The sequence below is a fragment of the Massilia antarctica genome (assembly GCF_015689335.1).
GTDB classification, from domain to species: domain Bacteria; phylum Pseudomonadota; class Gammaproteobacteria; order Burkholderiales; family Burkholderiaceae_D; genus Telluria_A; species Telluria_A antarctica.
This window is the reverse complement of record NZ_CP065053.1, coordinates 5,561,425-5,583,678: the sequence shown is the minus strand read 5'-3', so window position 1 is coordinate 5,583,678 and position 22,254 is coordinate 5,561,425. Positions and strand designations below refer to the sequence as shown.

Sequence of the window (22,254 nt, the reverse complement as noted above, 5' to 3'; positions counted from 1 at the left end):
CCGGACGGACCGCCCGTGTTGTCGGGTATCGCGCCGCAAGACAGGGTGCCTGCGGGCGACTGGATCGGCACGGCGGTGGCCTGGGGCGGCAGCGTGGCTGCCCTGGCGGCGCTGGCCGGTGCCGGCTTCTGGTTTTATTCGGAACGCAAGGTCGACGATGCCATGCAAGCCGTGGCGATGAGCGCGAAGATTGACACAGCGGTGCGGGCCAAGCCGGCGCTCACGGCGGCGCCACCGGCTGTGGTGCCCCTGACGGCCACCGAACCGCCGCCGGATAACACAGCACCGCCGCCGGGCCGGATCACGCCGGCGCCGGAAGCGGTGCCCCCGCTGGTCGTCTTGCCGCCGGAACCGGAAAAGCCGGCGGCGGCGGTCAAAAAGCCGCTTGAGCCAGCGCCTGCGCCGAAACCAGCGCATCCGCTCGCCGCCACCGTGGCGAAAAAAGCGCTGGCGGCCAAGCATCCGGTCAAGGCCAAGGCAGCGGTGCTTGCGGCGAAAAAGCCGTTGACCCATCCTAAAACGCCTGTGGCGGTGGTCAAGCCAGGCGCGAAGAAAAACGCGGCGCCGGTGGCGGTGAAAGCAGGCGTGAAGAAAAAGCCGGCCGCCGTGGCGCACGTCAAACCTGGCCTCAAGCCCAAAGCGGCGCCCAAGCCAGGGGCCAAACCGGCCGCAAAGGCCAAGCCCGCTCCGGCGAAACCGGTAGCCCGGCATGAACCGGCGTTCAAGCTGCACACGCCGGCCACCGCCAAGCCATGTAAAAGCGGGGCGCTGGCGCGCGAGTGCTGAGGATCGGTGTGATGTGGCCGCCAAGGGAGCCGTGGCTTATTGACGTTGTTTCGGCGGGCCGATGCCGACGCGGCGAATCTTGCTTCTCGATCTGATGGAGGGTTGCGCACGGTCGTGAAACATGTATTTTGCATGCAAGAGTCAAGGGGGCATGCAATGAATGACCAAAAAACGCTTGTCGGTGACGTAAATGGGGGAAGGATGCGAGAAAACTATGAAATTCGGTTTATTAAACCTTGTCGCCATCGGTTCGAAGAGCACCGTGACCTGACGCCACAGTACGCGAGAAATGTCTTCGCATCCGGGCGTATGGTCCAGATCAATCTGGACAACTGTTCCATTCAACGCATGGAGCGCCTGCCCGCAAGCCCGTCGCGATCGGATGCGGAAGAGGTGGGATTGCTGCCCTTGGTTGATTTGCTTACACAGGCGCCTGTTTGTCTGACTGCGATCGGCGTTAATGAAATGCCCGAGAATAAGGTGGCATTCGCCAAAACAGCCTATGAGAATTTTTGCGCCAGCTTTTGGCCGGGCCATCGAGACGATGTCGAGGCAACCCAGCGCCCCTACGACCCAGCATCGACCGCCAAAAACGTCAGTTTCTCGAAGTTGAACGACGGCGAGCGGCTGGCTTACGGCTGTGCATACGTGTCCTTGCTGCAAATGCAAAACATCGCGCGGCGCTATTCCCAACTGCTTCCCGAACAGAGATTCGAATGTTATCTCCACAGCATTGTGGGTATGTTGGACATTGTTAACGCTTTCGAACTTGAACTGGCGAAATATGCGTTTTGGTCACTGAACGCCACGGAAATTAATCAGTTACCGCAATCGCTGCAAGACCGGCGCCGCGACATTCATCAAAATTTTACTAAATTGTGGGCGACCACGGAAAAGTGCCGATTGGCTGCATTTAACGGGGCCATGGACATTTTTTGGCTGAATGGCGCCAATTTCGCGGATGAATTGGGATTGACATTGGATATGGGCTTCAAACGAGTTCCGCTTGAAAATTGGGTGGGGACGACCGATCATAAGCTCTTCCGGATTTGCAAGGATATCCATTCCACCTTCGGCGAAGGGAGTCAGCTTAAACATTTAGCCGTGTCGCGCCACTTTCTCGATGACATGACCTACTGGAAGAACGTCGATGGCATCGCGCATGCTATTCTTTTTTATCGACGCCGGGCCGGCTACAGCGGGGTCGACAACTTGCTGGAGCGTATTGATGCTTCCGTAAAATATGTTGAGCAAGAATTGGCCGAGGTGTTGGGTCAAAGTCTGCAGTAGTCAGCCGCGAGGAAGGGGCTAAATAGGTCGCTCGCCCGATCCCGCCAGTGAATGTTCGAACGTCCCACCCTGGCGCCCTCCCGGCCCGGAGGTGCCCGTAGCTGCGTCGGCGCCGCCTCTGGCACGCGGTAAAGTCCGCGCGGGTTTCTGTCCCCGCGCCGCCCTCTGACCAACAATCAGGTGGAAATACCGTACTTGCGCTGGGCGCTGTGGTAATCCTCGGTCAGTCCCGGCAGCAGCGGATTGGCCGGGTCGATCTTGCGGACGGCATCGAGCTGGGTGTTGCAAATTTCGGCCAGCGGATGGTCCCAGCCCAAGTCTTCGAGCTGGCGCAGGATCGCCTTGGACAGCGCCACCATGACCTGCACGTTCTTCGGCGCCATGTGCTGCGCTTCGAGCAGGGTTTGCACCGCGCCCTTGACGTCGCCCATATTGCCTTTTTCGGCCGACAGGTCGAGCAGTTCCTGCACCTGGGTCATCAGGCGCGAATTCATGCCTTCGGCCAGATCCGGACGGCCGGCCTTGACGAACACGCTCATCGCATCCTGCATCGACACGTCGCTGTCGACATCGTTCATCACCGTCAGCATGACTTCCGCCGCCGCATTGTCGAGCCGGTTCGACAGGCAGGTACGCGCCAGGCCGATTTTCAGCTCGCTCGACAAGCCCTTCGACAGCCGCACCGCCGCCACCGCGGCATTGAGTTCCGTCACCGCGGCCGCGGTATTGCCCGCCGATTCATGCAGCAGCGCCACCGAAATGGCCTTGCAGGCATCAATGGCGGCATTGCCGCGCAGGGATTTTTCCATGTCGCGGATCACGCTGCCGGCCTGGTTGGTGTCACCTTTCTTGAGCAAGGTCTTGACCAGCTTCACGTGATCTTCCGGATCGCGAAATTCGGAGTATTTGGAGCGCGATACCACCTGTTTGAACGACTTTTCCGCCACCACCACATCGCCCGCTTCGAGCGCGACTTCGCCCAGGCGGCGCAGGCGGCGCACCATATGCGGCGAAATGGCGACCGCTTCCTCCAGGATCTTCTGGGCGCGGTAGGCGGCGCCGTTCATTTCGTGGCACTTGGCCAGCAGATCGTAGGCGGCCATGAACTTCGGGTTGTCTTCGATGAGCTTGGTGACAACGTTCTCGGCTTCTTCCACCTTGTCTTGCGTAAACAGCACGCGCGCCAGGCCCAGGCTGGCCCATCCGATCGACTTGTTGGCCAGGATGCCGCTGTAGATATCCTCGGCCTGCGGCAGTTCGTCGAGCGCCACATGCATGTCGGCGCGCAGCCTTGCAAATTCGGCCACATAGCGCGGATGGTTCGCTTCGCCGGTCGCGGCCGACCTGATCGCTTCGCGCAGATTGCCCTGGCTGATCAGGTTATACGTCGGCAAGAACACGGCGCGGCGTTCGATGGCGCGGTTGATGCGCTGGCTCAGCATGTCCACCGTGAACGGCTTGAGGATGTAGTCGGTCGGGGTCAGTTCGGCGGCGCTGACCACCTTGCTGTAGACGCCTTCCGAGGTAATCATGATGAAAATGGTCGACAGGCCGATCAGCTTGTGATGGCGCATGTCTTCCAGTAACTGCTGGCCATCCTGGCCGCTATCGCCGCCACCGCCGCCGTCGAGGTCGTATTCGCACAGGATCAGGTCGTAGCTGCGCTTGCCGACCTGCTTGATGGCCGTGCTGGCGTTGACCGCAAATTCGATTTTCGTGATGCTTGACTGCACCAGCATGTTCTGCAGGCTGCCGCGCATGCCCGGGTTAGGGTCGATCACCAATACGGACAAGTTGCTGTTATCTTGCATCTTTTCACTCTCGTGCCCCCTTGGACGGGGTTTTAGCACTGTTAACGGTTCGTGCGGGAAACTCTTGAAACCCTACGATACGCTAATGTTCCCGCTGGCGGCAACAGGCACACGAGGCGGTGAGGCGAATACGCCGCGCTGTCGGGGTAGCAACACGGTATAATGTCGGCCTAAAGGATTTCAGCCTTACCCAGATTCGTGCCTTCATTACCTTTAACCCCGCAGCCTCGCTGCATCAACCACCTCCCAACCATGTTGATACTACCGGGTTCCAATGCCCTGTCCGTATTTCGCAGCCAACGCCTCCTGAGCCAATTGCAAGCTGTCGCCCCGGCGATTACGGCGGTCCAGGCGCGTTTTTATCACTTTATCGATACCAGCGCGGCGCTGTCGGCGGACGACACGTCGCGCCTGGCGGCGATGCTGACCTACGGCGAACCGGCCGCGGCAAGTTCGCGCGAGGGCGTCACCGAGGAATTCTTCGTGATCCCGCGCCTGGGCACCATTTCGCCATGGGCATCGAAAGCGACCGATATCGCGCACAACTGCGGCATGGCGCATGTGCACCGGATCGAGCGGGGGATTGCATTTTCGATCAGCCTGAAAACGGGCCTGCTGGGCAGCAGCATCGGCGCGGCCAAGAAGCTCTCCGACGCAGAAACCGAGGCGGTGGCTGGCCTGCTGCATGACCGCATGACCGAAAGCGTGCTGCGTAACGCCGACCAGGCTTCGGATCTGTTCCGCGAACTCGAAGCACGGCCACTGGAATCGGTGGACGTTCTCAAGGCCGGCAAGCACGCCCTGGAAAAAGCCAACACCGAACTGGGCCTGGCCTTGTCGGACGATGAAATCGATTACCTGTTCGACGCCTTCACCAAGGCAGGGCGCAACCCGACCGACGTCGAACTGATGATGTTCGCGCAAGCGAACAGCGAGCATTGCCGCCACAAGATTTTCAACGCCGACTGGATCGTCGACGGCGTGGCGCAGGACAAGTCGCTGTTCCAGATGATCAAGAACACGCACCAGTTGCAGCCGAAAGGCACGATCGTCGCCTACAGCGACAACTCCTCGATCATGGAAGGCGCGACCGTCATGCGCTTCTATCCGCGCGGCGCCGGCCACGAGTACGCCCCGTCGACGGAATTGACGCACACCCTGATGAAGGTCGAGACGCACAATCACCCGACCGCCATTTCGCCGTTTCCCGGCGCCTCCACCGGCGCCGGCGGCGAGATCCGCGATGAAGGCGCGACCGGCCGTGGCGCCAAGCCTAAGGCCGGCCTGACTGGTTTTACGGTCTCGAACCTGATGATTCCGGACGCCGTGCGTCCATGGGAAAACGCGGCCAACGTCAACCAGCCGGCCGGCGCGCGCGCACCGGCGGCTGCCTACGGCAAGCCTGACCGCATCGCCTCGCCGCTGCAGATCATGATCGAAGGCCCGCTCGGCGGCGCCGCGTTCAGCAACGAGTTTGGCCGTCCGGTCCTGGGCGGCTACTTCCGCACCTACGAACAGAATCTGGGCGCCCTGAGCGCCGGCCTTCCCGATGCGGTGTTCGGCTACCACAAGCCGATCATGATTGCCGGCGGCATCGGCAATATCTCGGGCCAGCACACGCACAAGAACGATATCCCGGTCGGCAGCCTGCTGATCCAGCTGGGCGGCCCGGGCATGCGCATCGGGATGGGCGGCAGCGCCGCATCGTCGATGGCGACCGGCACCAACACGGCCGACCTGGATTTCGACTCGGTCCAGCGCGGCAATCCTGAAATGGAACGTCGCGCGCAGGAAGTCATCAACTCGTGCTGGCAGATGGGCGCGGACAATCCGATCATCTCGATCCACGACGTGGGCGCGGGCGGCTTGTCGAACGCTTTCCCCGAGATCACCAACGATGCCAAGCGCGGCGCGATCTTTGACCTGCGCAAGGTGCCGCTCGAAGAAAGCGGCATGGCGCCGAAAGAGATCTGGTCCAACGAATCGCAGGAACGCTATGTGCTGGCGATTGCGCCGGAAAGCCTGGCGCTGTTCGCCGCCATGTGCGAGCGTGAGCGCTGCCTGTTCGCCGCCGTCGGCGTGGCCACCGAAGAACGCCAGCTCAAGCTGATCGATCCGGAGCTGGGCAACTCGCCGGTCGACATGCCGATGGACGTCTTGCTCGGCAAGCCGCCCAAGATGCTGCGCGACGTCACGCACGTGCACAATGAATTCCCGGCGATCGACCTGACTGGCCTCGACCTGGCCGACGTCGCCAGGCGCGTGCTGCTGCTGCCCGCCGTGGCCGACAAATCGTTCCTGATCACCATCGGCGACCGCACGGTCGGCGGCACCACCGTGCGCGACCAGATGGTCGGTCCGTGGCAGGTGCCGGTGGCCGATTGCGCCGTCACCGCCATGAGCTTCGAAGGCTACCTGGGCGAAGCGATGGCGATGGGCGAGCGTACCCCGCTGGCGGTGATTAACGCCGCCGCGTCGGGCCGCATGGCCGTCGGCGAAGCGGTGACCAACATCGCCGCCGCGCCGATCCGCGATATCTCCGACATCAAGCTGTCGGCCAACTGGATGGCCGCCTGCGGCCAGCCGGGACAGGATGCCGCGTTGTTCGATACCGTCAAGGCGGTCGGCATGGAACTGTGCCCGGCCTTGGGCATCAGTATCCCGGTCGGCAAGGATTCGCTGTCGATGCGCACCACCTGGAAAGACGAGGGGGATGCGAAAGCGGTCGTTTCGCCGGTTTCGCTGATCGTATCCTCGTTCGCGCCGGTGTACGACGTACGCCGTTCGCTCACGCCGCAGATCAAGGTCGATGCCGGCGAGACCGCGCTGATCCTGATCGATCTGGGGCGCGGCAAGAACCGCCTCGGCGCCTCGGCGCTGTCGCTGGTGACCCAGCAGCTCGGCAATGAGACGCCGGACGTCGACAGCGCGGACGACCTGAAAGGCTTCTTCGCGGCGATCCAGCAATTGAACGCCGACGACAAGCTGCTCGCTTACCACGACCGTTCCGATGGCGGCCTGTTCGCCACCTTGTGCGAGATGGCGTTCGCGGGCCGCAGCGGGCTGTCGGTCAACCTCGACATCCTCACGCTCGAATCCGGCCATGGCGCCGACTGGGGCGACGCCAAGAACTGGGCGGGCCAGGTGGCCGAGCGCCGCAACGATCAAACCCTGCGCGCCTTGTTCAATGAAGAACTGGGCGCCGTGATCCAGGTGCGCGCGGACGAAAAATCGGCCGTCATGAACGTGCTGCGCGAGCACAATCTGGGTGCGTGCAGTCATATCATCGGTAAACCCAACGAGCGTGGCGTGATTGAATTCACGCGCGACGCCAAGGTAATCTACACAGAAGCGCGCAGCGCGCTGCACCGCGTGTGGAGCGACACGAGCTGGCGCATCGCGCGCCTGCGTGACAACCCCGCGTGTGCCGACGCCGAGTACGAGCGCCTGCTGGACGAAACCGATCCCGGCATCACGCCGAAGCTGACCTTCGACCCGAACGAGAATATCGCCGCGCCGTTCGTGGCGACCGGCGTGCGTCCGCGCGTGGCGATCCTGCGCGAGCAGGGCGTGAACTCGCACATCGAGACTGCATGGGTGATGCACCAGGCCGGATTTGCGGCGGTGGACGTGCACATGAGCGACCTGATTGCCGGCCGCGCCAGGCTGGATGACTTCCAGGGCATCATCGCGGTTGGTGGCTTCTCGTACGGCGACGTGCTCGGTGCCGGCGAGGGCTGGGCCAAGACGATTCTGTTCAACGCCCAGCTGGCGGACCAGTTCGCGCGCTTCTTCAGCCGTGGCGACACGTTCGGACTGGGCGTGTGCAATGGTTGCCAGATGATGAGCAACCTGAAATCGATCATCCCGGGCGCGCATGCGTGGCCGAAGTTCACGCGCAACAAGTCCGAGCAGTTCGAGGCGCGTTTTGCGATGGTCGAGGTGCTCGATTCGCCGTCGATCTTCTTCAGCGGCATGGCGGGCACGCAGGCGGCGATTGCGATCGCCCACGGCGAAGGGTTTGCCGATTTCTCGCAAACGGGCGATCTCGGCGCGGTGGTCAAGGCCATGCGCTTTGTCGACAACCGTGGCGCGGCCACCGAGGCGTATCCGTTCAATCCGAACGGTTCGCCCGAGGGCCTGACGTCGGTCACGACGGCGGACGGGCGCTTCAGCGTGCTGATGCCGCACGCCGAGCGCGTGTTCCGTTCGGTGCAGCAGTCGTGGCATCCGCAGTCGTGGGGCGAGGATTCCCCATGGATGCGCATGTTCCGCAATGCGCGCAAGTGGGTAGGCTAAGGTAAGCTGAGCTAAAGCGCAAAACTCAAGTCACACCCCTCGAAACCGTCGTTTCTGGCAATGCCAGGAACGACGGTTTCGGGTTTACGGGTTGCAAAGAAAAACGAATGACGATTTTGCGGTTAACCCATCACGAAGGCGAAAAATCCGCCGATGAGGTACAGACCGACGGCGGCCAGATACACCCATGCCGCCGATTTGCGCGTACTGGCGCATCTGGTTGCGAGCGCCTGATCCGTCGGGCATGGCAGCGAGCGCGCCCGCCACTGCATCGCACCGGACAGCAACAGCATCACGGTGGCAAATCCGAACACGACTTCCTTGTGCTCCGAGAACCACACCAGCTGCGGCACCGCCGCGATCACCGACGACAACGCCGCTCCGGCGCCCAGTGCCACCAGCAAAGCCGGTAGTGCGCAGCAAATCAGCGTGCTTGCGCTGGTGAACAACGACAGCACCGATGCCGTCCGCGTCTGCTTCAAGCCGGCGCCAGCATCCACATCGCTCATTTTGCCGCCGCGGCTTTGAGCTGGCTGGCAGTCTGGCTCACCGTTTCGATCCCGATCACGTCATAGCCGGCATCCTTGACCACGGTTTTGACCGTGTCGGGCGCCAGCGTTTCGCCATCCTTGATTTCGACGGCGACAATGCGTTCCTTGAGGTTCACGTACACGTCCTTGGTCTGCGGAAGCTGGCGCAAGTGCTTTTCGATGCCTTGGGCGCAGAAGGCGCACACCATGCCGTTGACCTCGGCCTTGAGCGTCGGCGCGGCGTGGGAGGAAGACGCCGCCACCAGCAGCGCAATCGCAATCGTTTTTTTCATGATGATTCCTTAGAAAATGTACATAAAATTGAAGCGGGCCTGGTGCATGTTGTTCACCCCCGCTTCGATAAAGTAGCGTTTGTTGATCAGCCGCAGCATGGGTGTCACTTCGGTCCGGCCGCTCAAGTCGTGCATGCGGCGCGCTTCGAGCACCAGCCAGGGCTGGGTCTGGTCGTAGCCGGTTTCGTAGAAGGAAAATCCCGCGCGCGCGGAACTGAAATCGTGGTTGACGCCGCTGGCGCGGTACAGCCGATGCGTCGCACCGAGGTAGACCCGGGTGGTTTCATAGTCGAGCTGCACACCAGGCGTGGCCATCAGCCGGGTCGGGCCGTCGCCGCGCAAGGCACCGATGCCGCCCATGAACCAGACATTGGCTTGCGCGTGCTTCATGTTCCAGCGCTTCACCAACCGCGTGTAGGTCACTTCGTCGACTTCACGGGTGATGCCATGGTCGTCTGCGCGCATCCAGGTGGCGCTGGCGCCGATGGCGTCGTGCGCGGTGTAGGCGTAGTTGACGTACAGCTCGCGCCAGTCGGGACCGAGGTCGCCCATGGCCATCCATGAGTCCTTGAACCCCATCGGCGCCGCGTGGACGGGCAGGGCGGCCGCCAGCAGCGCGCCGAGCGCGCAGGTGCGGAGAATTGATGTGTGCATTGCGTATCCTGTTGATGAAAGGGCTGGCGTGGCCAGGCTTCGTCGGGTCAGGAGAGCGGGCGGGGAGGGCGTTGCGGCCCGTCGGGAATGAAGGAATCGTGAAACTGGACCGGCGCGAGGGCAAGCGCGCGTGGCTGCGACAGCACCACCGGCACGGACATATCCGGCAGCAGGGCGGGGGCCGCGGCCGACATGCAGCCGAACGCCGTGCCGCAATGAAGTTCGGGCGAGGACTGGTCGCCGTGATCGCAGCAGTCCATCATCTGCATCATCGGTTCGGAACACGCGCGGCCGGCGGCGTTGCACGCGGCGACGCCGGCGGCCATTGCCTGGAATGGCAACAGCACGAGCAACAGGCAGGCGAGCAGGCGACGGAAAGCGGATGGCATGAGGGCGATCATACCAGTATCCGGAAAAGATGGTTCGCTCCACGCCGAACCTTCCGACGGTCCGCCGCCGGTATAGTCGGGGTTCTACCTGAGAGAGGACCACCATGGCCATCGCCTGCTTTATCCGTTACGAAATCGACCCCTTCCAGCGCGACGCCTTTCGCGACTACGCCGAGAACTGGGGCCGCATCATTCCGCGCTGCGGCGGCAATCTGATCGGCTACTTCCTGCCGCTCGAAGGCACCAACTACGAAGCCTGGGGCCTGGTCGGCTTCGATAGCCTGGCCGCCTACGAGGCCTACCGCGCGCGCCTGCGCAGCGACCCGGAAAGCCGCGCCAACTTCGCCATGGCGCAGGAAAAGCGCTTCATCCTGCGCGAGGAGCGCAGCTTTACCGAGGTGGTCGACGGCGCCTTCCAGCGGGCGGCGCAATGATCGCCGTGATCTTCGAGGTCATCCCGCATGAGGCCAGGCGCCAGGACTACCTCGACGCCGCCGCCGGCCTGCGGGCGCACCTGGAGCAGTTGGATGGCTTTGTGTCGATCGAACGCTTCCAGAGTCTCAGCGACCCCGGCAAGATCCTGTCGCTGTCGTTCTGGCGCGATGAAGAGGCGGTCCGGCGGTGGCGCAATCACGGCTTGCACCGCGAAACGCAGGAGCAGGGGCGGGCCGGCATCTTCGCCGATTACCGGCTGCGCGTGGCGGCCGTGCTGCGCGATTACGGCATGCATGAGCGGGCGGAAGCGCCGGCCGATTCGCGCGCACGGCATGATGGGGCGCCGCCGGCTTGAGGGTCCAGTTCCGCCTCGCCTGGCGATCTCGCCCAACTGTTTGCCATCGGCCCGCATGAAGAGGAAAGCGTCGCCGACACCGAGCTTGCCGGCTTTCCTGCGCACGCCGGCGCTCAGTAAGGTCATCGCCAGTCTCACAAACCACGGCAGCCCCAGTTCCCGCGCAAGATCCGGGTCCGGCGGTCCGGAGATGGAAATGAGCTTTCCGCCGGGTTTGAGCACGCGCAGCGATATTTCCAGGGTGGCCGCATCCTGGCTATTGAGTACGACGTCATAGTCGCGCAAGACATCTTCGAAGTCGTCCTTCTTGTAGTCGGCGACGATATCGGCCCCGAGGCGCCTGACCATCTCGATATTCGCGCCGCTGGCGGTGGTGGCCACTGTCGCCCCCAGATGCTTGGCCAGCTGGATGGCAAACGAACCAACGCCGCCGGAACCGGTCTGGATGAACACTTTCTGCCCTTTTTTCAGGCCGGCCTTCTCGACCAGCGCTTGCCAGGCCGTCAGCCCGACCAGCGGAATGGAGGCCGCTTCTTCCGTCGACAGGGTGGCGGGCTTGAACGCGACATCGCTTTCGTTCATCGCAATGTACTCGGCGAAGGTGCCGATGCGGTCCTTGTCGGGCCGCGCGTAGACTTCGTCGCCCACCTTGAAGCGGCGCACCCGCGAACCGACCTTGACCACCACGCCGGCCACGTCGTTACCCATGATCAGCGGCAGGCGATAGGGCAGACCAGTTTGAATTCGCCGGTCTTGATCTTGGCGTCCAGCAGATTGACGGCGGTCGCATGGATCTGCACCAGCACATCGTCGTCGCGCATGGCCGGTTCCGCCATCTCGGCCTTGCGCAGCGCGCCTTTTTTTGAATATGCTTCCAGGATGAATGCTTTCATGCCGCTTCCTTTAGGTTTCGTTATCAGGCTGCCTGGAGGCGCAGGTCTTTGCGGATGCCGGCGTCGACCATGCTGGCGGGAGCGAATCTGCGCAGCAAGCGCAAGCGGCCGGCAAGGGTGCCTGCAGCGTAGCGCAGTTTCGGCTGCGCCGCCATGGCCGCCTGCAAGACGGTTTCTGCCACGACCTCCGGCCCCTGGGCCGTGAGCAGCACTTCTTTTACCCGGGCATTCAGGGCGGTGCGCAAGGCTTCATACATGGCAAGCGGCAGATCGGGCGCGAGCGAGTTGCTGTCGAACGAGGTCTTGATATAGCCCGGCTCGATCACCGACACGCGGATGCCGAGGGTGCGCATCTCATGGTCGAGCGATTCCGAGTAGCCGGCGACCGCGTGCTTGGTGGCCGCATACAAGGCCATGTAGGGCATCGGCAGGAAACCGAGCACCGAGCCGATATTCACAATGCGGCCGCTGCCTTGCTTGCGCATGTGGGGCAGCACAGCGCGAATCATGCGCACCATGCCGAAGAAATTGGTGTCGAAGATGGCGCGCGCCTGCTCCATCGAGCTTTCCTCGGCGGCGGCCGGCGCTACGCCGAAGCCGGCGTTGTTGACCAGCAGGTCGATTCTGCTGTGGCGGCGCAGCACTTCCGCAATCGCGGCCTCGACCGAGTCGTCGCTGGTCACGTCCAGGGTCAGCATCTCGACCGTCTTGTTGGGGCGTGGCGCCGCGCCGCGGGTGGTGCCGTAGACGGTGTAGCCGGCTTGCGCGAGACGCTGCGCGGTCGACTCGCCGATGCCGGAGGAAGCTCCGGTTACCAATGCAATTTTGCTGTTCATACTGTTATTCCGATCTTCATGGCAATGTGTCAGTTTGTAGGGTGCTGCATTCGGTCAAAATATGATGATCATCATATTTTAAGGACAAAAAAAGCGCGAGAATATGGCATATTCACTCGCCGGCGAGTGTCAGTGTCTGTTTGCCGATCTGCAGGAAGCTCGCGGCCAGCAAGGGATCATCGACCGCGCGCGCCAGGGTCAGGCTGCCGATCATGGTGGCCAGCGCCATGAGGGCTTGCTCGTGCGCGCCGGGCTGACCCCATGCGGGCGACTGGCGCGCGATGAGATCGACCATTTCCTTGATATGCCGGGTGGCGGCGTGGCGCACCTCCGGGGCCTGGCGCGGCATTTCCGAGCACAGGGCGGCGACCGGGCAACCTTGCTCGATGGCCTCAAGGTGTTGCGGCGACAGGTAGGCCTCGACCAGCGCCCGTATGCCCTGGCCAGGGGGCGCGGCGGCGGCGATGCGGGCCGACAGTGCCACCGCGTCCGCGCCGGCACGGTCCGCCGCTTCGGCCAGCAGCGCGTCGCGCGAGTCGAAGTGGGCATAGAAGCCGCCATGCGTCAGGCCGGCCTCCTTCATGATGTCGGCCACGCCGGTGCCAGCATAACCGCTGCGCCGGATCGCCCGCGAGGCAACCTCGACGATGCGTTCATGGGTCGCTTCCTTGCGGCCGGAAGCGCGGCGTGGTGGTTTTGGTGTTTGCATGACGGTCATCATATACCAGTTCTCGGCGACGCGCTTGCCTATCTATCGTGAAGGGCGGGGCGGGGCGTGGCAGGGCGCTACTGCGGCAATGACTGCACGCATCGTCCGGCGCTGTCGGCAGGCGTAAAAAAAGCGCACCGGACGATGCGCTTTTTCAGACGGACTGACCAGGCTTACTTGATCGTCGCTTTTTTCATCAGGTCTTCACGGAACTGCTGGAGCTTGCGCTGTTGCAGCGATTCGGCGACTTGCTGCTTTATTTCTTCCAGCGGCAGAATCTTGGTCGCACGGGAATCTTCCAGCTTGATGATGTGGTAGCCGTACTGGGTCTTGACCGGCGTGTCGGTGATCGCGCCTTTTTGCAGGGCGACCATGGCCTTCGAGAACTCGGGCACATAGTTGTTCGGACTCGCCCAGTCCAGGTCGCCGCCATTGGCCGCCGAGCCATCTTTCGACGATGCCTTGGCCAGCTCTTCGAACTTGCCGCCCGCTTTCAACTTGGCGATGAGGGCCTTGGCTTCTTCTTCGGTTGGCACCAGGATGTGCTTGGCGTGGTATTCCTTGTCGCCGACCGTCGATTTGTAGCGCTCGTACTCGGCCTTGATTTCGGCATCCTTGACCGGGTTCTTCTTGACGTAGTCGGCCAGCATGGCGTTGATGATGATGCTCTGGCGCGCGTTTTCCAGTGCGGACTTGACTTCAGGGCGCATGCCGAAGCCTTGCTTGTCGGCTTCCTGGATCATGACTTCACGGCCGATCAGGTCTTTCTTGATCGCTTCGCGCAGTTGCGGCGAATCGGTTTGCTTGCCTTGTGCAACGACTTGCTTGACGATCTGATCTACCCTGGCGGCAGGAATGGCTTTACCGTTGACGGTTGCAACGGGAGCACTACTCGGAGCACTATTTTTCTGCGCGAACGCAGGTGCGGCGGCCAGCGCAAGGATGGCTAACAACAGGCGGGCAGGCTTGAACATCATTATTTTAGATCCTATAGATTACAAAAGTATGCGGCTGGACGGGATCATACCGCCAATCGGTCCAGCGAGCGCCGGCGCAAGCGTGCGCCGGCCATGCGACCTTACTTGATCGCCGCTTTCTTGATCATTTCTTCCTGATAGGCTTGCAGTTTCTTTTGCTGCAGCGAATCGGCAATTTGTGGCTTCACTTCGTCGAACGTCGGCAGCTTGGCTGCACGCGTGTCGTCGAGCTTGATGACGTGGAAACCGGCCGGCGTTTGCACCGGATTCTCGCCGACCTGGCCTTTTTGCAGGCTGACGAAAGCGTCGCTGAACGGTTTCGGGAACGACGATGGCAGTGCCCATTCGAGGTCGCCGCCGCTGTTGGCGGTGCCGGTATCCTTGGAGGTCTTGGCCAGGTCTTCAAACTTGGCGCCGCCCTTGAGCTTGGCGATGATGGCCTTGGCGTCGGCTTCGTTCTCGGTCAGGATGTGGCGCACATGGTATTCCTTGTCGCCGGCCTGCGCCTTGTAGCGCTCGTATTCGGCCTTGATGTCGGCATCGCTGACGGCGTTCTTGGCGACATAGTCACGCACCAGCGCGTTGATGACGATGGTCTGGCGTGCGCTGTCGAGCTGCTGCTTGACGGTGGCATCTTTCTCGAAACCTTTTTTCAGGGCTTCCTGCATCATGACTTCGCGGGCGATCAGGTCTTTCTTGACCATTTCGCGCAATTCCGGGGAATCAGGCTGCTGGCCTTGGGCAACAACTTGCTTGACGACTGCATCGACACGGGCCAATGGAATGGGCTTGCCGTTGACAACAGCGGCATTCTGCGCGAAGGCAGGCATGGCGGCAACGGCAATCAGTGCTAACAGCAAGCGGGCTGGCTTAAAGGTCATTATTCAATCCTGTTTGGAAAAGTTACGGACAAAGGTTAGATTAATTTTTTTACTTTACGTTCAATTGTCGGACAGATTTCTTAAAGCGCTCTGAAACCGCCATGCTCACAGCTCGGACGGGGCCAGGGCGGTGATGGCAAGGGCGTGGATTTCATTGTGCATCATATCGTGCACGGAATCATACACGAGTCGATGTCGCATGACGAGCCTGAGCCCCTCGAAACGCGCCGAGACGATCTTGAGGCGGAAGTGGCTGCCTCCGGAAGCGGCCCCGGCGTGGCCTGCATGCAGGGCCGATTCGTCGGTCAGTTCGAGCAGCGTCGGATCGAGCGCGGCGGTGAGGAAGGTGCGGATGCGCTCTGCGCGGCTTGCCTGGTTCATGCCTGTTCCTCCGCTTCGATGTACTTCGACAGCATCAATGTCTGCACGATGATGAACACGAACAGCAAGCCATTGATGCCGAACAGCTTGAAGCTGACCCAGGCGCTGGTGTTGTCCTTGAAAATGACAAACGCGGCGACCAGGTTGACCACGCCGAGCACGAAGAAGAACACCATCCATGACAGGCCGACGTTTTTCCATACCGGCTCGGGCAGCTTGATCTGCGTTTCCATCGCCTGGCGCATGAGGTTCTTGCCGAAGGCGAACTGGGCCACGCACATCACGACCGCGAACACCCAGTAGATGATGGTCGGTTTCCACTTGATGAAAACATCGTCGTGAAAGTAAATGGTCATGCTGCCGAAAATCGTGATGATGAGAAAGGATACCCACAGCATGGCGTCGATCTTGCGGCCGCGCAGCTTGAGGTAGACCAGTTGCAAGGTGGTGGCGACGATCGCGACCACCGTGGCGATCATGATCGGCGCCTGGTCCGGCTTGATGCTCCCACCGGCAACGAGTCCGCCCAAAAATTTGGTGGCGATGGCGAACGATGCCTGTTCATACATCTCGGCGACTTTAAAGACGCCGAAGAACAGCAGGATGGGGAAAAAGTCGAACAGAAATTTCATATTGGTATTCGTAGATCAGGTTGGGTCGAAACGCAAGGATGCGGAATTAATGCAATAGCGCAATCCGGTCGGCGGCGGGCCGTCCGGAAACACGTGGCCGAGATGCGCGTCGCAGACCGCGCAAATGATCTCGGTGCGCAGCATACCATGTGCGCGGTCGGTTTTTTCGATCACATTGGCCGGGTCGAGCGCCTTGAAATAGCTCGGCCAGCCGCAGCCGGAATCGAATTTGGCATCCGATTCGAACAAGGGCGTGTTGCAACACACGCAGGTGTAGATACCGTGCTCATGGTGGTCCCAGAACTTGCCGGTGAAGGCGCGTTCGGTTGCCGCGTGGCGCGTGACCTCGTATTCCATCGGGTCGAGCATGGCGCGCCATTCGGCGTCGGTTTTCGTGACTTTATCGGACATGGCGGTATCTTTCAGGAGGAACAGCTGACTTCGAGGTGGCTCGCCCAGTCGGGCGGCAAGGCCGCGTAGTGCTCGTTGTGGGGTTGATCGTCGAATGGATGCTCCAGCACGGCCAGCAGCCGCGCCACTTCGGAGAAATCGTTGTTTTGCGCTTTGTCGATGGCGACCTGGGCCAGGTAATTGCGCAATACATACTTTGGGTTGACACGGTCCATTGCAAGCTTGCGCGGCGCATCGACGCTCGCTTCGGCCCGCAGCCGGGTGCGGTAGCGGGCCGCCCAGGCGTCGAAGGCCTCGCGCACATAAAACAGGTCGCGCAGGGCGCTGTCCTGCGCCGCATCGTCGAGCTGCAAGGTGCCCAGCTTGCGGAAGAACTGGGTAAAGTCGACGTGGCTGTCGTTCATCAAGGTAAACATGGCATCGAACAACTGCGCATCGTCGTCCTGCGCCATGGTCAAACCCAGCTTGGCGCGCAGCAACTCGTCGATCTTGTTGGCGAAGGCCGGCTGGTAGACCGCCAGCGCATCCTGCGCTTCCTCGACACCGCCGATCAGCGGCAGCAGGGCCTGGGCCAGGGCGTAGCAGTTCCAGTGGCCCACCTCGGGCTGGTTGGCGTAGGAATAGCGCCCCTGCTGGTCGGTGTGATTGCAGATGTGCTGGGCATCGAAGGCTTCCATGAAACCGAAGGGACCGTAGTCGAGCGTCAGGCCGAGGATCGACATATTGTCGGTGTTCATGACGCCGTGCATGAAGCCAACCGCTTGCCAGTGCGCGATCATCTGCGCGCTGCGGCGCGTGACTTCCCGCAGCAGGGCTTGGTAAGGATTCTGCGCGTCGCCCAGCTCCGGGTAAAAAGTGGCGATGACGTAGTCGGCCAGGATGCGCAGTTCTTCCGGTTTGTCGCGCGAGGACCAGTGCTCGAACGAGCCGAAGCGCACGAAGCTGGGGGCCATGCGCGTGACGACGGCCGCGCTTTCGACCGTTTCGCGCAGGATGCCCTGGTCGGAACCGGTGACGACGAGGGCGCGCGTGGTCGGAATGCCGAGCGCTGCCATGGCTTCCGAGCACAGGAATTCGCGGATCGACGAGCGCAGCACGGCGCGTCCGTCGCCCATGCGCGAGTAAAGGGTTTTGCCGGCGCCCTTGAGTTGCAGCTCCATCGGGCCATCGGGGCCGGCCAGTTGGCCGAGCAGGATGGCGCGGCCGTCGCCGAGCTGGCCGGCCCAGACGCCGAACTGGTGCCCGGAATAGACGGCGGCGAGCGGCTTGGCGCGCGGCGGCACGTGGTTGCCGGTAAAGGTGGCAACGAAGTCATCCTGCGCCAGCACGGCCGGGTCGAGCCCGGCGAGGGCGGCCGCGCGCGTGCTGGCGGCCACAAAATAAGGCGCTGGCAGCGGCGTCGGCATGAGCCGGGTGTAAAACGCGGGAGGCAATTCGGCAAAGGAATTGTCTAGTGGCAAGTCATCGACGTTAATAGCGGATCCAGTCGCGGTAGCAGGTGAAAAACAATAGCGGGATTCTACCGTACCGGCCATGTTTTTGGCCGGGCTCACGCGCGTAGCGTCGTCGTCGTCCCCGTACCCACCCGTCGTTCCTGCGACTGGCAGAAACGACGGGTGGGAGTCAGCGACGACAACACGGTGATGGCCGGCAAGGGCGACCGGCGTGTGCCAAGGGGGGGCCTTCTTTATGGTGAGGGCATGGCGCGCCGGACCAGCAAGCGGGACATTGCGCCCTCGCTGTTGATGTCCAATGTAATCGTATCCCCATGCACTTCGCCCGAAAAGCGGGTGAGTACGACCCGGCCCGTTGACGGCAGCCGGTGCTGGGTATCGAATGACAGGTGCTGGTCGCGGATGCGGCCGTTGACGAAGCTGGCCTCGCCGACCGGTACGCTGGCCGTGCCGGTGAGCAGCCCGTTGGCGCTTTTCAGGTCGAAACGAAACTGCGCCGGTCTTCCGCCGCCGAGATCCATCGAACCTACCCAGCGGCCGCTTCGGCGCCAAAGTTAATGACCAGGTCACCGGCGTCGGTATAGGCTGCCGCGTAGCCGTTTTTGATGTCGGTTTTTGGCGGCGATGAACCCAGGTCGTAGCGCCATGTGCTGATGTCGAGCGTGTCTTTGGAATCGTTCCTGAACACCGCCGGGACGGCGTCGGCCACGATGCCGGTTGCGCGCACCGTGTTGGCCTGGTTTGCCGGGAAGCTCTCCCAGTCGTCGGGCGGGGCGGCGCCCGATGGATCGGCTGTATTGCCGTCGAGTACCAACATACCGTTAAGCACGCCTGCGTGGGCCGGCGCCAGCGCCAACGTTGAACACAGCAGCACTCCGGCCACGGCGCCCGTCATCGTCTGCCTTGCATTGCGAATAAATTGAGTATCCATCTCAGTGCTCCCATTTTTCTGTTGGTATCGAATGCGGCCGACGGCAATGGCCGCTTAACGTTGGAAACAAGCTGGTATGTCGTTACGAACGTCGATACGCCGTTCCGCTCAGAACGTTTCCTGCAGGTGCACAGGCAGTAGCGAATCGGATGCAAGCGTTTGGTTCACCCGCGGTTATTTCATAGGTGGAATTGGTTGATGAATCCGAGCTTTCAAATAGTTTGCGGCCCAAACATGCGAACTGCGTTGCGCGAAGCGAGGTCGGCTTGCGTTTGACGTGGAGGGCGGTTCGGCGATGCGATGAGCGGAACCCGGTATCATTCCGCCAGGGAGCAATAACGCACCGCGAACAAGAGATTGGATTTTTTATGGTGATAGTGACTCACAGCGGCAAGTTTCACGCCGACGACGCATGGGCTGTTGCAGTGCTGAAGATATTGTTTCCGCAGGCGGAGGTGCTACGCACGCGCGATGCGGCACGGGTCGAGGCAGCTGACTTTGCCGTCGATGTCGGCGGTATTTGGGACGCCGCCACGGGGCGCTTCGACCATCACCAAAAGGGTTTCGTCGGCGCGCGCCAGACGGGCGTGCCCTACGCAAGTGCGGGACTGGTGTGGAAGGAATACGGGGCACGCTGCGTGAGCACGCTGGCGGCGGCGCATACGGGCCATCGCTTGTCGGATGACCAGGCGGCCGAGATGGCATATTCAATCGACGCCGATGTCGTGCAGTACCTGGACCTGTCCGACGTGGGTGCGGCCAAGAATGCGCCGGGCGGCTATGGCCTGTCGGCGGTGGTGTCCGGGTTTAATCCGAACTGGCTCGACGAACAAAGGCTGGGCTACGGCGACGCCGATGATGCCTACAGGCTCAGTCAATTTAGCCGCGCCATGGACCTGCTCACCGACATCATGACCAATGCCGTGAAATACCGCGTGGGCGTTTTGCTCGCGGTGGAGCAGGTGAGGCAGGCGGAAGTGCTGGAGGAGGGCAGGGTACTGTTCCTGCAAAATGGGGCGGTGCCATGGGGGCAAGTGGTGCGCAAGGAAATGCCGGAACTGCTGTTCGTCATCAGTCACAATATTGCCGAGCAGCGCTACATGATCCACGCAATTCCGGTCAGCCCCGACAGCTTCAAGGCGCGCGCGGATTTGCCGGAGGCATGGGCCGGCTTGCGTGACGCGCAGCTGGCCGCGGTGACCGGGGTTGAAGATGCCGGCTTCTGCCACAATGGCCGGTTCATTGCGGCGGCCAAATCGTACGAGGGTATACGCCGCATGGCGTCCTTGGCGCTTGAAGCGCTTCAGCGGCAGCAGCGCGACGTCTAGTTATCGCGCCCGAACACGGACCGCTATCGCGACGTTGGAGCACCAGGTGGCGGAAACTCCACCATGGCTTCCACCAAGCATAGCGAAAGCGCTGAAATGGGGGGGGGCTCTGAAAACGTCACGCTAACGTCCATGCCATCTGGACCAACCGGTCTGGATGCGCTGCACCATCGAAAATGATTGACTGTTTTAGCACGGTCGTACGAAACTAAGTCAACGGTTGCCGCAGCGCAGCCGCAATGGAATGACAGGAGTATTAATGACGTCTTACCCGATGAGCCCACTGATGGGGCAAATGATGGACCAGCCTTTGCTCATCTCCAGCATTATCGAATTCGCGGCAAGGCACTACGGCAGCACCGAAATCGTTTCACGCAGGGTCGAGGGCGATCTTCACCGCTACACCTACCGCGACTGCCACCAGCGCGCGCGCCAGATGGCCAACGCGCTCACCGGCCTGGGTGTCAAGCTCGGCGACCGGGTCGCCACCCTGGCCTGGAACGGCTACCGCCACATGGAACTGTATTACGCGGTGTCCGGGTCGGGCGCCGTGCTGCATACGATCAACCCGCGCCTGCACCCGGAACAGATCGCGTACATCGCGAACCACGCCGAAGACCAGTATCTGTTCTTCGACCAGACCTTCCTGCCGCTGATCGAAGCCGTGGCCGCCCACTGCACGACCGTCAAGGCATTCATCCTGATGGCCGGACGCGAGCGCATGCCGGCCGAGACCACAATCCCGCAACTGCTGTGCTATGAAGACTTGATTTCCAGCAGCTCGGACGATTACCAGTGGCCGTTGTTCGACGAAAACTCGGCCGCGTCGCTGTGCTATACCTCGGGCACCACGGGCAACCCCAAGGGCGCGCTGTATTCGCACCGTTCGACCGTGCTGCACGCGTATGGTTCCGCGATGCCGAATGCGCTCAATGTGTCCTCGGCCGACACGGTGCTGCCGGTGGTGCCGATGTTCCACGTCAACGCCTGGGGCTTGCCGTATTCGGTGCTGCTGTCGGGCGCGAAGATGGTATATCCCGGCGCGGCGCTGGACGGCAAGTCGCTGTACGAGCTGTTCGAGGCTGAAAAGGTCACGTTCTCGGCCGGCGTGCCGACCGTCTGGCTGGGCCTGATCAACCATGCGCTCCAGAACCAGTTGCAGTTCAGCACCTTCCGGCGCACGGTGATCGGCGGTTCGGCCTGCCCGCCCGCCATGATGGATACCTTGATCGACAAATTCAATGTCGAGGTCATCCACGCCTGGGGCATGACCGAAATGTCGCCGCTGGGCACCGCGGGCGGCTTGCAGACCAAGCACCTGGCCTTGGACAAGGATGCGCAGCGCAAGATTTTGCAGAAGCAGGGCCACGCGATCTATGGCGTCGACATGAAGATCGTCGACGACGCAGGCACCGAATTGCCGTGGGATGGCAGCAATTACGGTCATTTGTTGGTCAAAGGCCCGTGGATCGTCAAGAGCTACTTCAAGAACGAGGGCGGCGACGTGCTGCAGGATGGCTGGTTCCCGACCGGCGACGTGGCCACCATCGATGCGGACGGCTACATGCAGATCACCGACCGCAGCAAGGATGTGATCAAGTCCGGCGGCGAGTGGATCGGCACCATCGACCTGGAGAACATTGCCGTGTCGCATCCGGCGGTGCTGCAGGCGGCGTGCATCGGCATCGCGCATCCGAAATGGGATGAACGTCCGCTGTTATTGGTGGTCAAACGTCCGGGCATGGAGGTGACGCGCGACGAGTTGCTGGCGTTTTTTGAAGGCAAGATCGCCAAATTCTGGATGCCCGATGATGTGGTGTTCATCGAGGCGCTGCCGATGGGCGCGACCGGCAAGATCCAAAAGAACAAACTGCGGGATCAGTTCAAGGCGCACCAGTTGCCGGTGGCGTGAGCAAACCGTCGCCCCCGCGCAGGCGGGGGCCCAAGTTCGATGAGCCGTCGCGGACTACGGAGCCAGC

At 62.0% G+C, this 22,254-nt stretch carries 22 protein-coding genes and 1 pseudogene; 7 read left to right on the top strand and 16 right to left on the bottom strand.

Going from position 1 to position 22,254, the window contains the following annotated elements:
• The first annotated feature begins 15 nt into the window (after positions 1–15).
• Both IV454_RS24625 and IV454_RS24620 read left to right on the top strand, forming a co-directional pair.
• Entirely contained in the window at positions 16–786 is a 771-nt protein-coding gene (locus IV454_RS24625; RefSeq protein ID WP_206092940.1) for a hypothetical protein, read from the top strand.
• A 156-nt stretch (positions 787–942) separates the two neighbouring features.
• Entirely contained in the window at positions 943–2,076 is a 1,134-nt protein-coding gene (locus tag IV454_RS24620) for a hypothetical protein (protein WP_206088274.1), read from the top strand.
• A gap of 176 nt (positions 2,077–2,252) precedes the next feature.
• Here IV454_RS24620 and IV454_RS24615 read toward each other — a convergent pair whose 3' ends face one another.
• Entirely contained in the window at positions 2,253–3,887 is a 1,635-nt protein-coding gene (locus IV454_RS24615) for a response regulator (protein ID WP_206088273.1), read from the bottom strand.
• 252 nt (positions 3,888–4,139) lie between these two features.
• Between IV454_RS24615 and purL the strand changes: the two genes are divergently transcribed.
• Positions 4,140–8,186, top strand: a complete 4,047-nt coding sequence (gene purL / locus IV454_RS24610) for a phosphoribosylformylglycinamidine synthase (protein ID WP_206088272.1) — start codon at positions 4,140–4,142, stop codon at positions 8,184–8,186.
• 122 nt (positions 8,187–8,308) lie between these two features.
• Here purL and IV454_RS24605 read toward each other — a convergent pair whose 3' ends face one another.
• From IV454_RS24605 to IV454_RS24590, 4 genes are read right to left on the bottom strand one after another with little or no spacing between them, the layout of a single operon-like run.
• The gene (locus IV454_RS24605) at positions 8,309–8,695 is read right to left on the bottom strand and encodes a hypothetical protein (protein WP_206088271.1); all 387 of its coding nucleotides are present in this window, start codon (positions 8,693–8,695) and stop codon (positions 8,309–8,311) included.
• Positions 8,692–9,009: a heavy-metal-associated domain-containing protein gene (locus tag IV454_RS24600; protein ID WP_206088270.1), complete on the bottom strand. Its 318-nt coding sequence runs from the start codon at positions 9,007–9,009 to the stop codon at positions 8,692–8,694. Before IV454_RS24600 ends, IV454_RS24605 begins: the two co-directional genes overlap by 4 nt.
• Positions 9,010–9,018: 9 nt before the next feature.
• Positions 9,019–9,663, bottom strand: coding sequence for a hypothetical protein (locus IV454_RS24595; RefSeq protein ID WP_206088269.1), 645 nt, complete (start codon positions 9,661–9,663; stop codon positions 9,019–9,021).
• A gap of 47 nt (positions 9,664–9,710) precedes the next feature.
• The gene (locus IV454_RS24590) at positions 9,711–10,064 is read right to left on the bottom strand and encodes a hypothetical protein (RefSeq protein WP_206088268.1); all 354 of its coding nucleotides are present in this window, start codon (positions 10,062–10,064) and stop codon (positions 9,711–9,713) included.
• Between the two features lie 92 nt (positions 10,065–10,156).
• Between IV454_RS24590 and IV454_RS24585 the strand changes: the two genes are divergently transcribed.
• Together IV454_RS24585 and IV454_RS24580 are read left to right on the top strand one after the other, a co-directional pair.
• Positions 10,157–10,486 carry an NIPSNAP family protein gene (locus tag IV454_RS24585; protein ID WP_054262564.1) on the top strand — a complete coding sequence of 110 codons (330 nt, stop codon included), beginning with the start codon at positions 10,157–10,159 and terminating at the stop codon, positions 10,484–10,486.
• On the top strand, positions 10,483–10,842 hold the full coding sequence (locus IV454_RS24580) for an antibiotic biosynthesis monooxygenase family protein (RefSeq protein ID WP_206092814.1): 360 nt from the start codon (positions 10,483–10,485) through the stop codon (positions 10,840–10,842). The genes IV454_RS24585 and IV454_RS24580 overlap by 4 nt, the downstream gene beginning before the upstream one ends.
• 18 nt (positions 10,843–10,860) lie before the next feature.
• Here the strand turns inward: IV454_RS24580 and IV454_RS24575 are convergent.
• From IV454_RS24575 to IV454_RS24525, 11 genes and pseudogenes are all read right to left on the bottom strand, one after another.
• A pseudogene (locus IV454_RS24575) lies at positions 10,861–11,735 on the bottom strand (NADP-dependent oxidoreductase); the annotation flags it as partial.
• Between the two features lie 23 nt (positions 11,736–11,758).
• Complete coding sequence (locus IV454_RS24570) at positions 11,759–12,571, bottom strand: oxidoreductase (protein ID WP_206088267.1); 813 nt, start codon at positions 12,569–12,571, stop codon at positions 11,759–11,761.
• Positions 12,572–12,683: 112 nt separating this feature from the next.
• The gene (locus tag IV454_RS24565; protein WP_206088266.1) at positions 12,684–13,292 is read right to left on the bottom strand and encodes a TetR/AcrR family transcriptional regulator; all 609 of its coding nucleotides are present in this window, start codon (positions 13,290–13,292) and stop codon (positions 12,684–12,686) included.
• A 161-nt stretch (positions 13,293–13,453) separates the two neighbouring features.
• Positions 13,454–14,257: a peptidylprolyl isomerase gene (locus IV454_RS24560; protein WP_206088265.1), complete on the bottom strand. Its 804-nt coding sequence runs from the start codon at positions 14,255–14,257 to the stop codon at positions 13,454–13,456.
• A gap of 101 nt (positions 14,258–14,358) precedes the next feature.
• Positions 14,359–15,138, bottom strand: coding sequence for a peptidylprolyl isomerase (locus tag IV454_RS24555; RefSeq protein WP_054262554.1), 780 nt, complete (start codon positions 15,136–15,138; stop codon positions 14,359–14,361).
• 105 nt (positions 15,139–15,243) lie between these two features.
• A complete protein-coding gene (locus tag IV454_RS24550) occupies positions 15,244–15,519 on the bottom strand; it encodes a BolA family protein (RefSeq protein WP_054262553.1) in 276 nt (91 codons plus the stop codon).
• Positions 15,516–16,151 carry a septation protein A gene (locus IV454_RS24545; RefSeq protein WP_054262552.1) on the bottom strand — a complete coding sequence of 212 codons (636 nt, stop codon included), beginning with the start codon at positions 16,149–16,151 and terminating at the stop codon, positions 15,516–15,518. Before IV454_RS24545 ends, IV454_RS24550 begins: the two co-directional genes overlap by 4 nt.
• Before the next feature lie 15 nt (positions 16,152–16,166).
• Complete coding sequence (msrB, locus tag IV454_RS24540) at positions 16,167–16,562, bottom strand: peptide-methionine (R)-S-oxide reductase MsrB (protein ID WP_206088264.1); 396 nt, start codon at positions 16,560–16,562, stop codon at positions 16,167–16,169.
• Between the two features lie 11 nt (positions 16,563–16,573).
• A complete protein-coding gene (locus IV454_RS24535; protein ID WP_206092813.1) occupies positions 16,574–18,097 on the bottom strand; it encodes a protein adenylyltransferase SelO in 1,524 nt (507 codons plus the stop codon).
• A 152-nt stretch (positions 18,098–18,249) separates the two neighbouring features.
• The gene (locus tag IV454_RS24530) at positions 18,250–18,537 is read right to left on the bottom strand and encodes a hypothetical protein (RefSeq protein ID WP_206088263.1); all 288 of its coding nucleotides are present in this window, start codon (positions 18,535–18,537) and stop codon (positions 18,250–18,252) included.
• 5 nt (positions 18,538–18,542) lie between these two features.
• Positions 18,543–18,947 carry a hypothetical protein gene (locus tag IV454_RS24525; RefSeq protein ID WP_206088262.1) on the bottom strand — a complete coding sequence of 135 codons (405 nt, stop codon included), beginning with the start codon at positions 18,945–18,947 and terminating at the stop codon, positions 18,543–18,545.
• Positions 18,948–19,315: 368 nt separating this feature from the next.
• On the opposite strand from IV454_RS24525, the gene IV454_RS24520 reads away from it, so the two are divergent.
• Both IV454_RS24520 and IV454_RS24515 read left to right on the top strand, forming a co-directional pair.
• A complete protein-coding gene (locus IV454_RS24520; RefSeq protein ID WP_206088261.1) occupies positions 19,316–20,275 on the top strand; it encodes an MYG1 family protein in 960 nt (319 codons plus the stop codon).
• 259 nt (positions 20,276–20,534) lie between these two features.
• Entirely contained in the window at positions 20,535–22,187 is a 1,653-nt protein-coding gene (locus tag IV454_RS24515) for a 3-(methylthio)propionyl-CoA ligase (RefSeq protein ID WP_282961371.1), read from the top strand.
• Positions 22,188–22,254 lie beyond the last annotated feature (67 nt).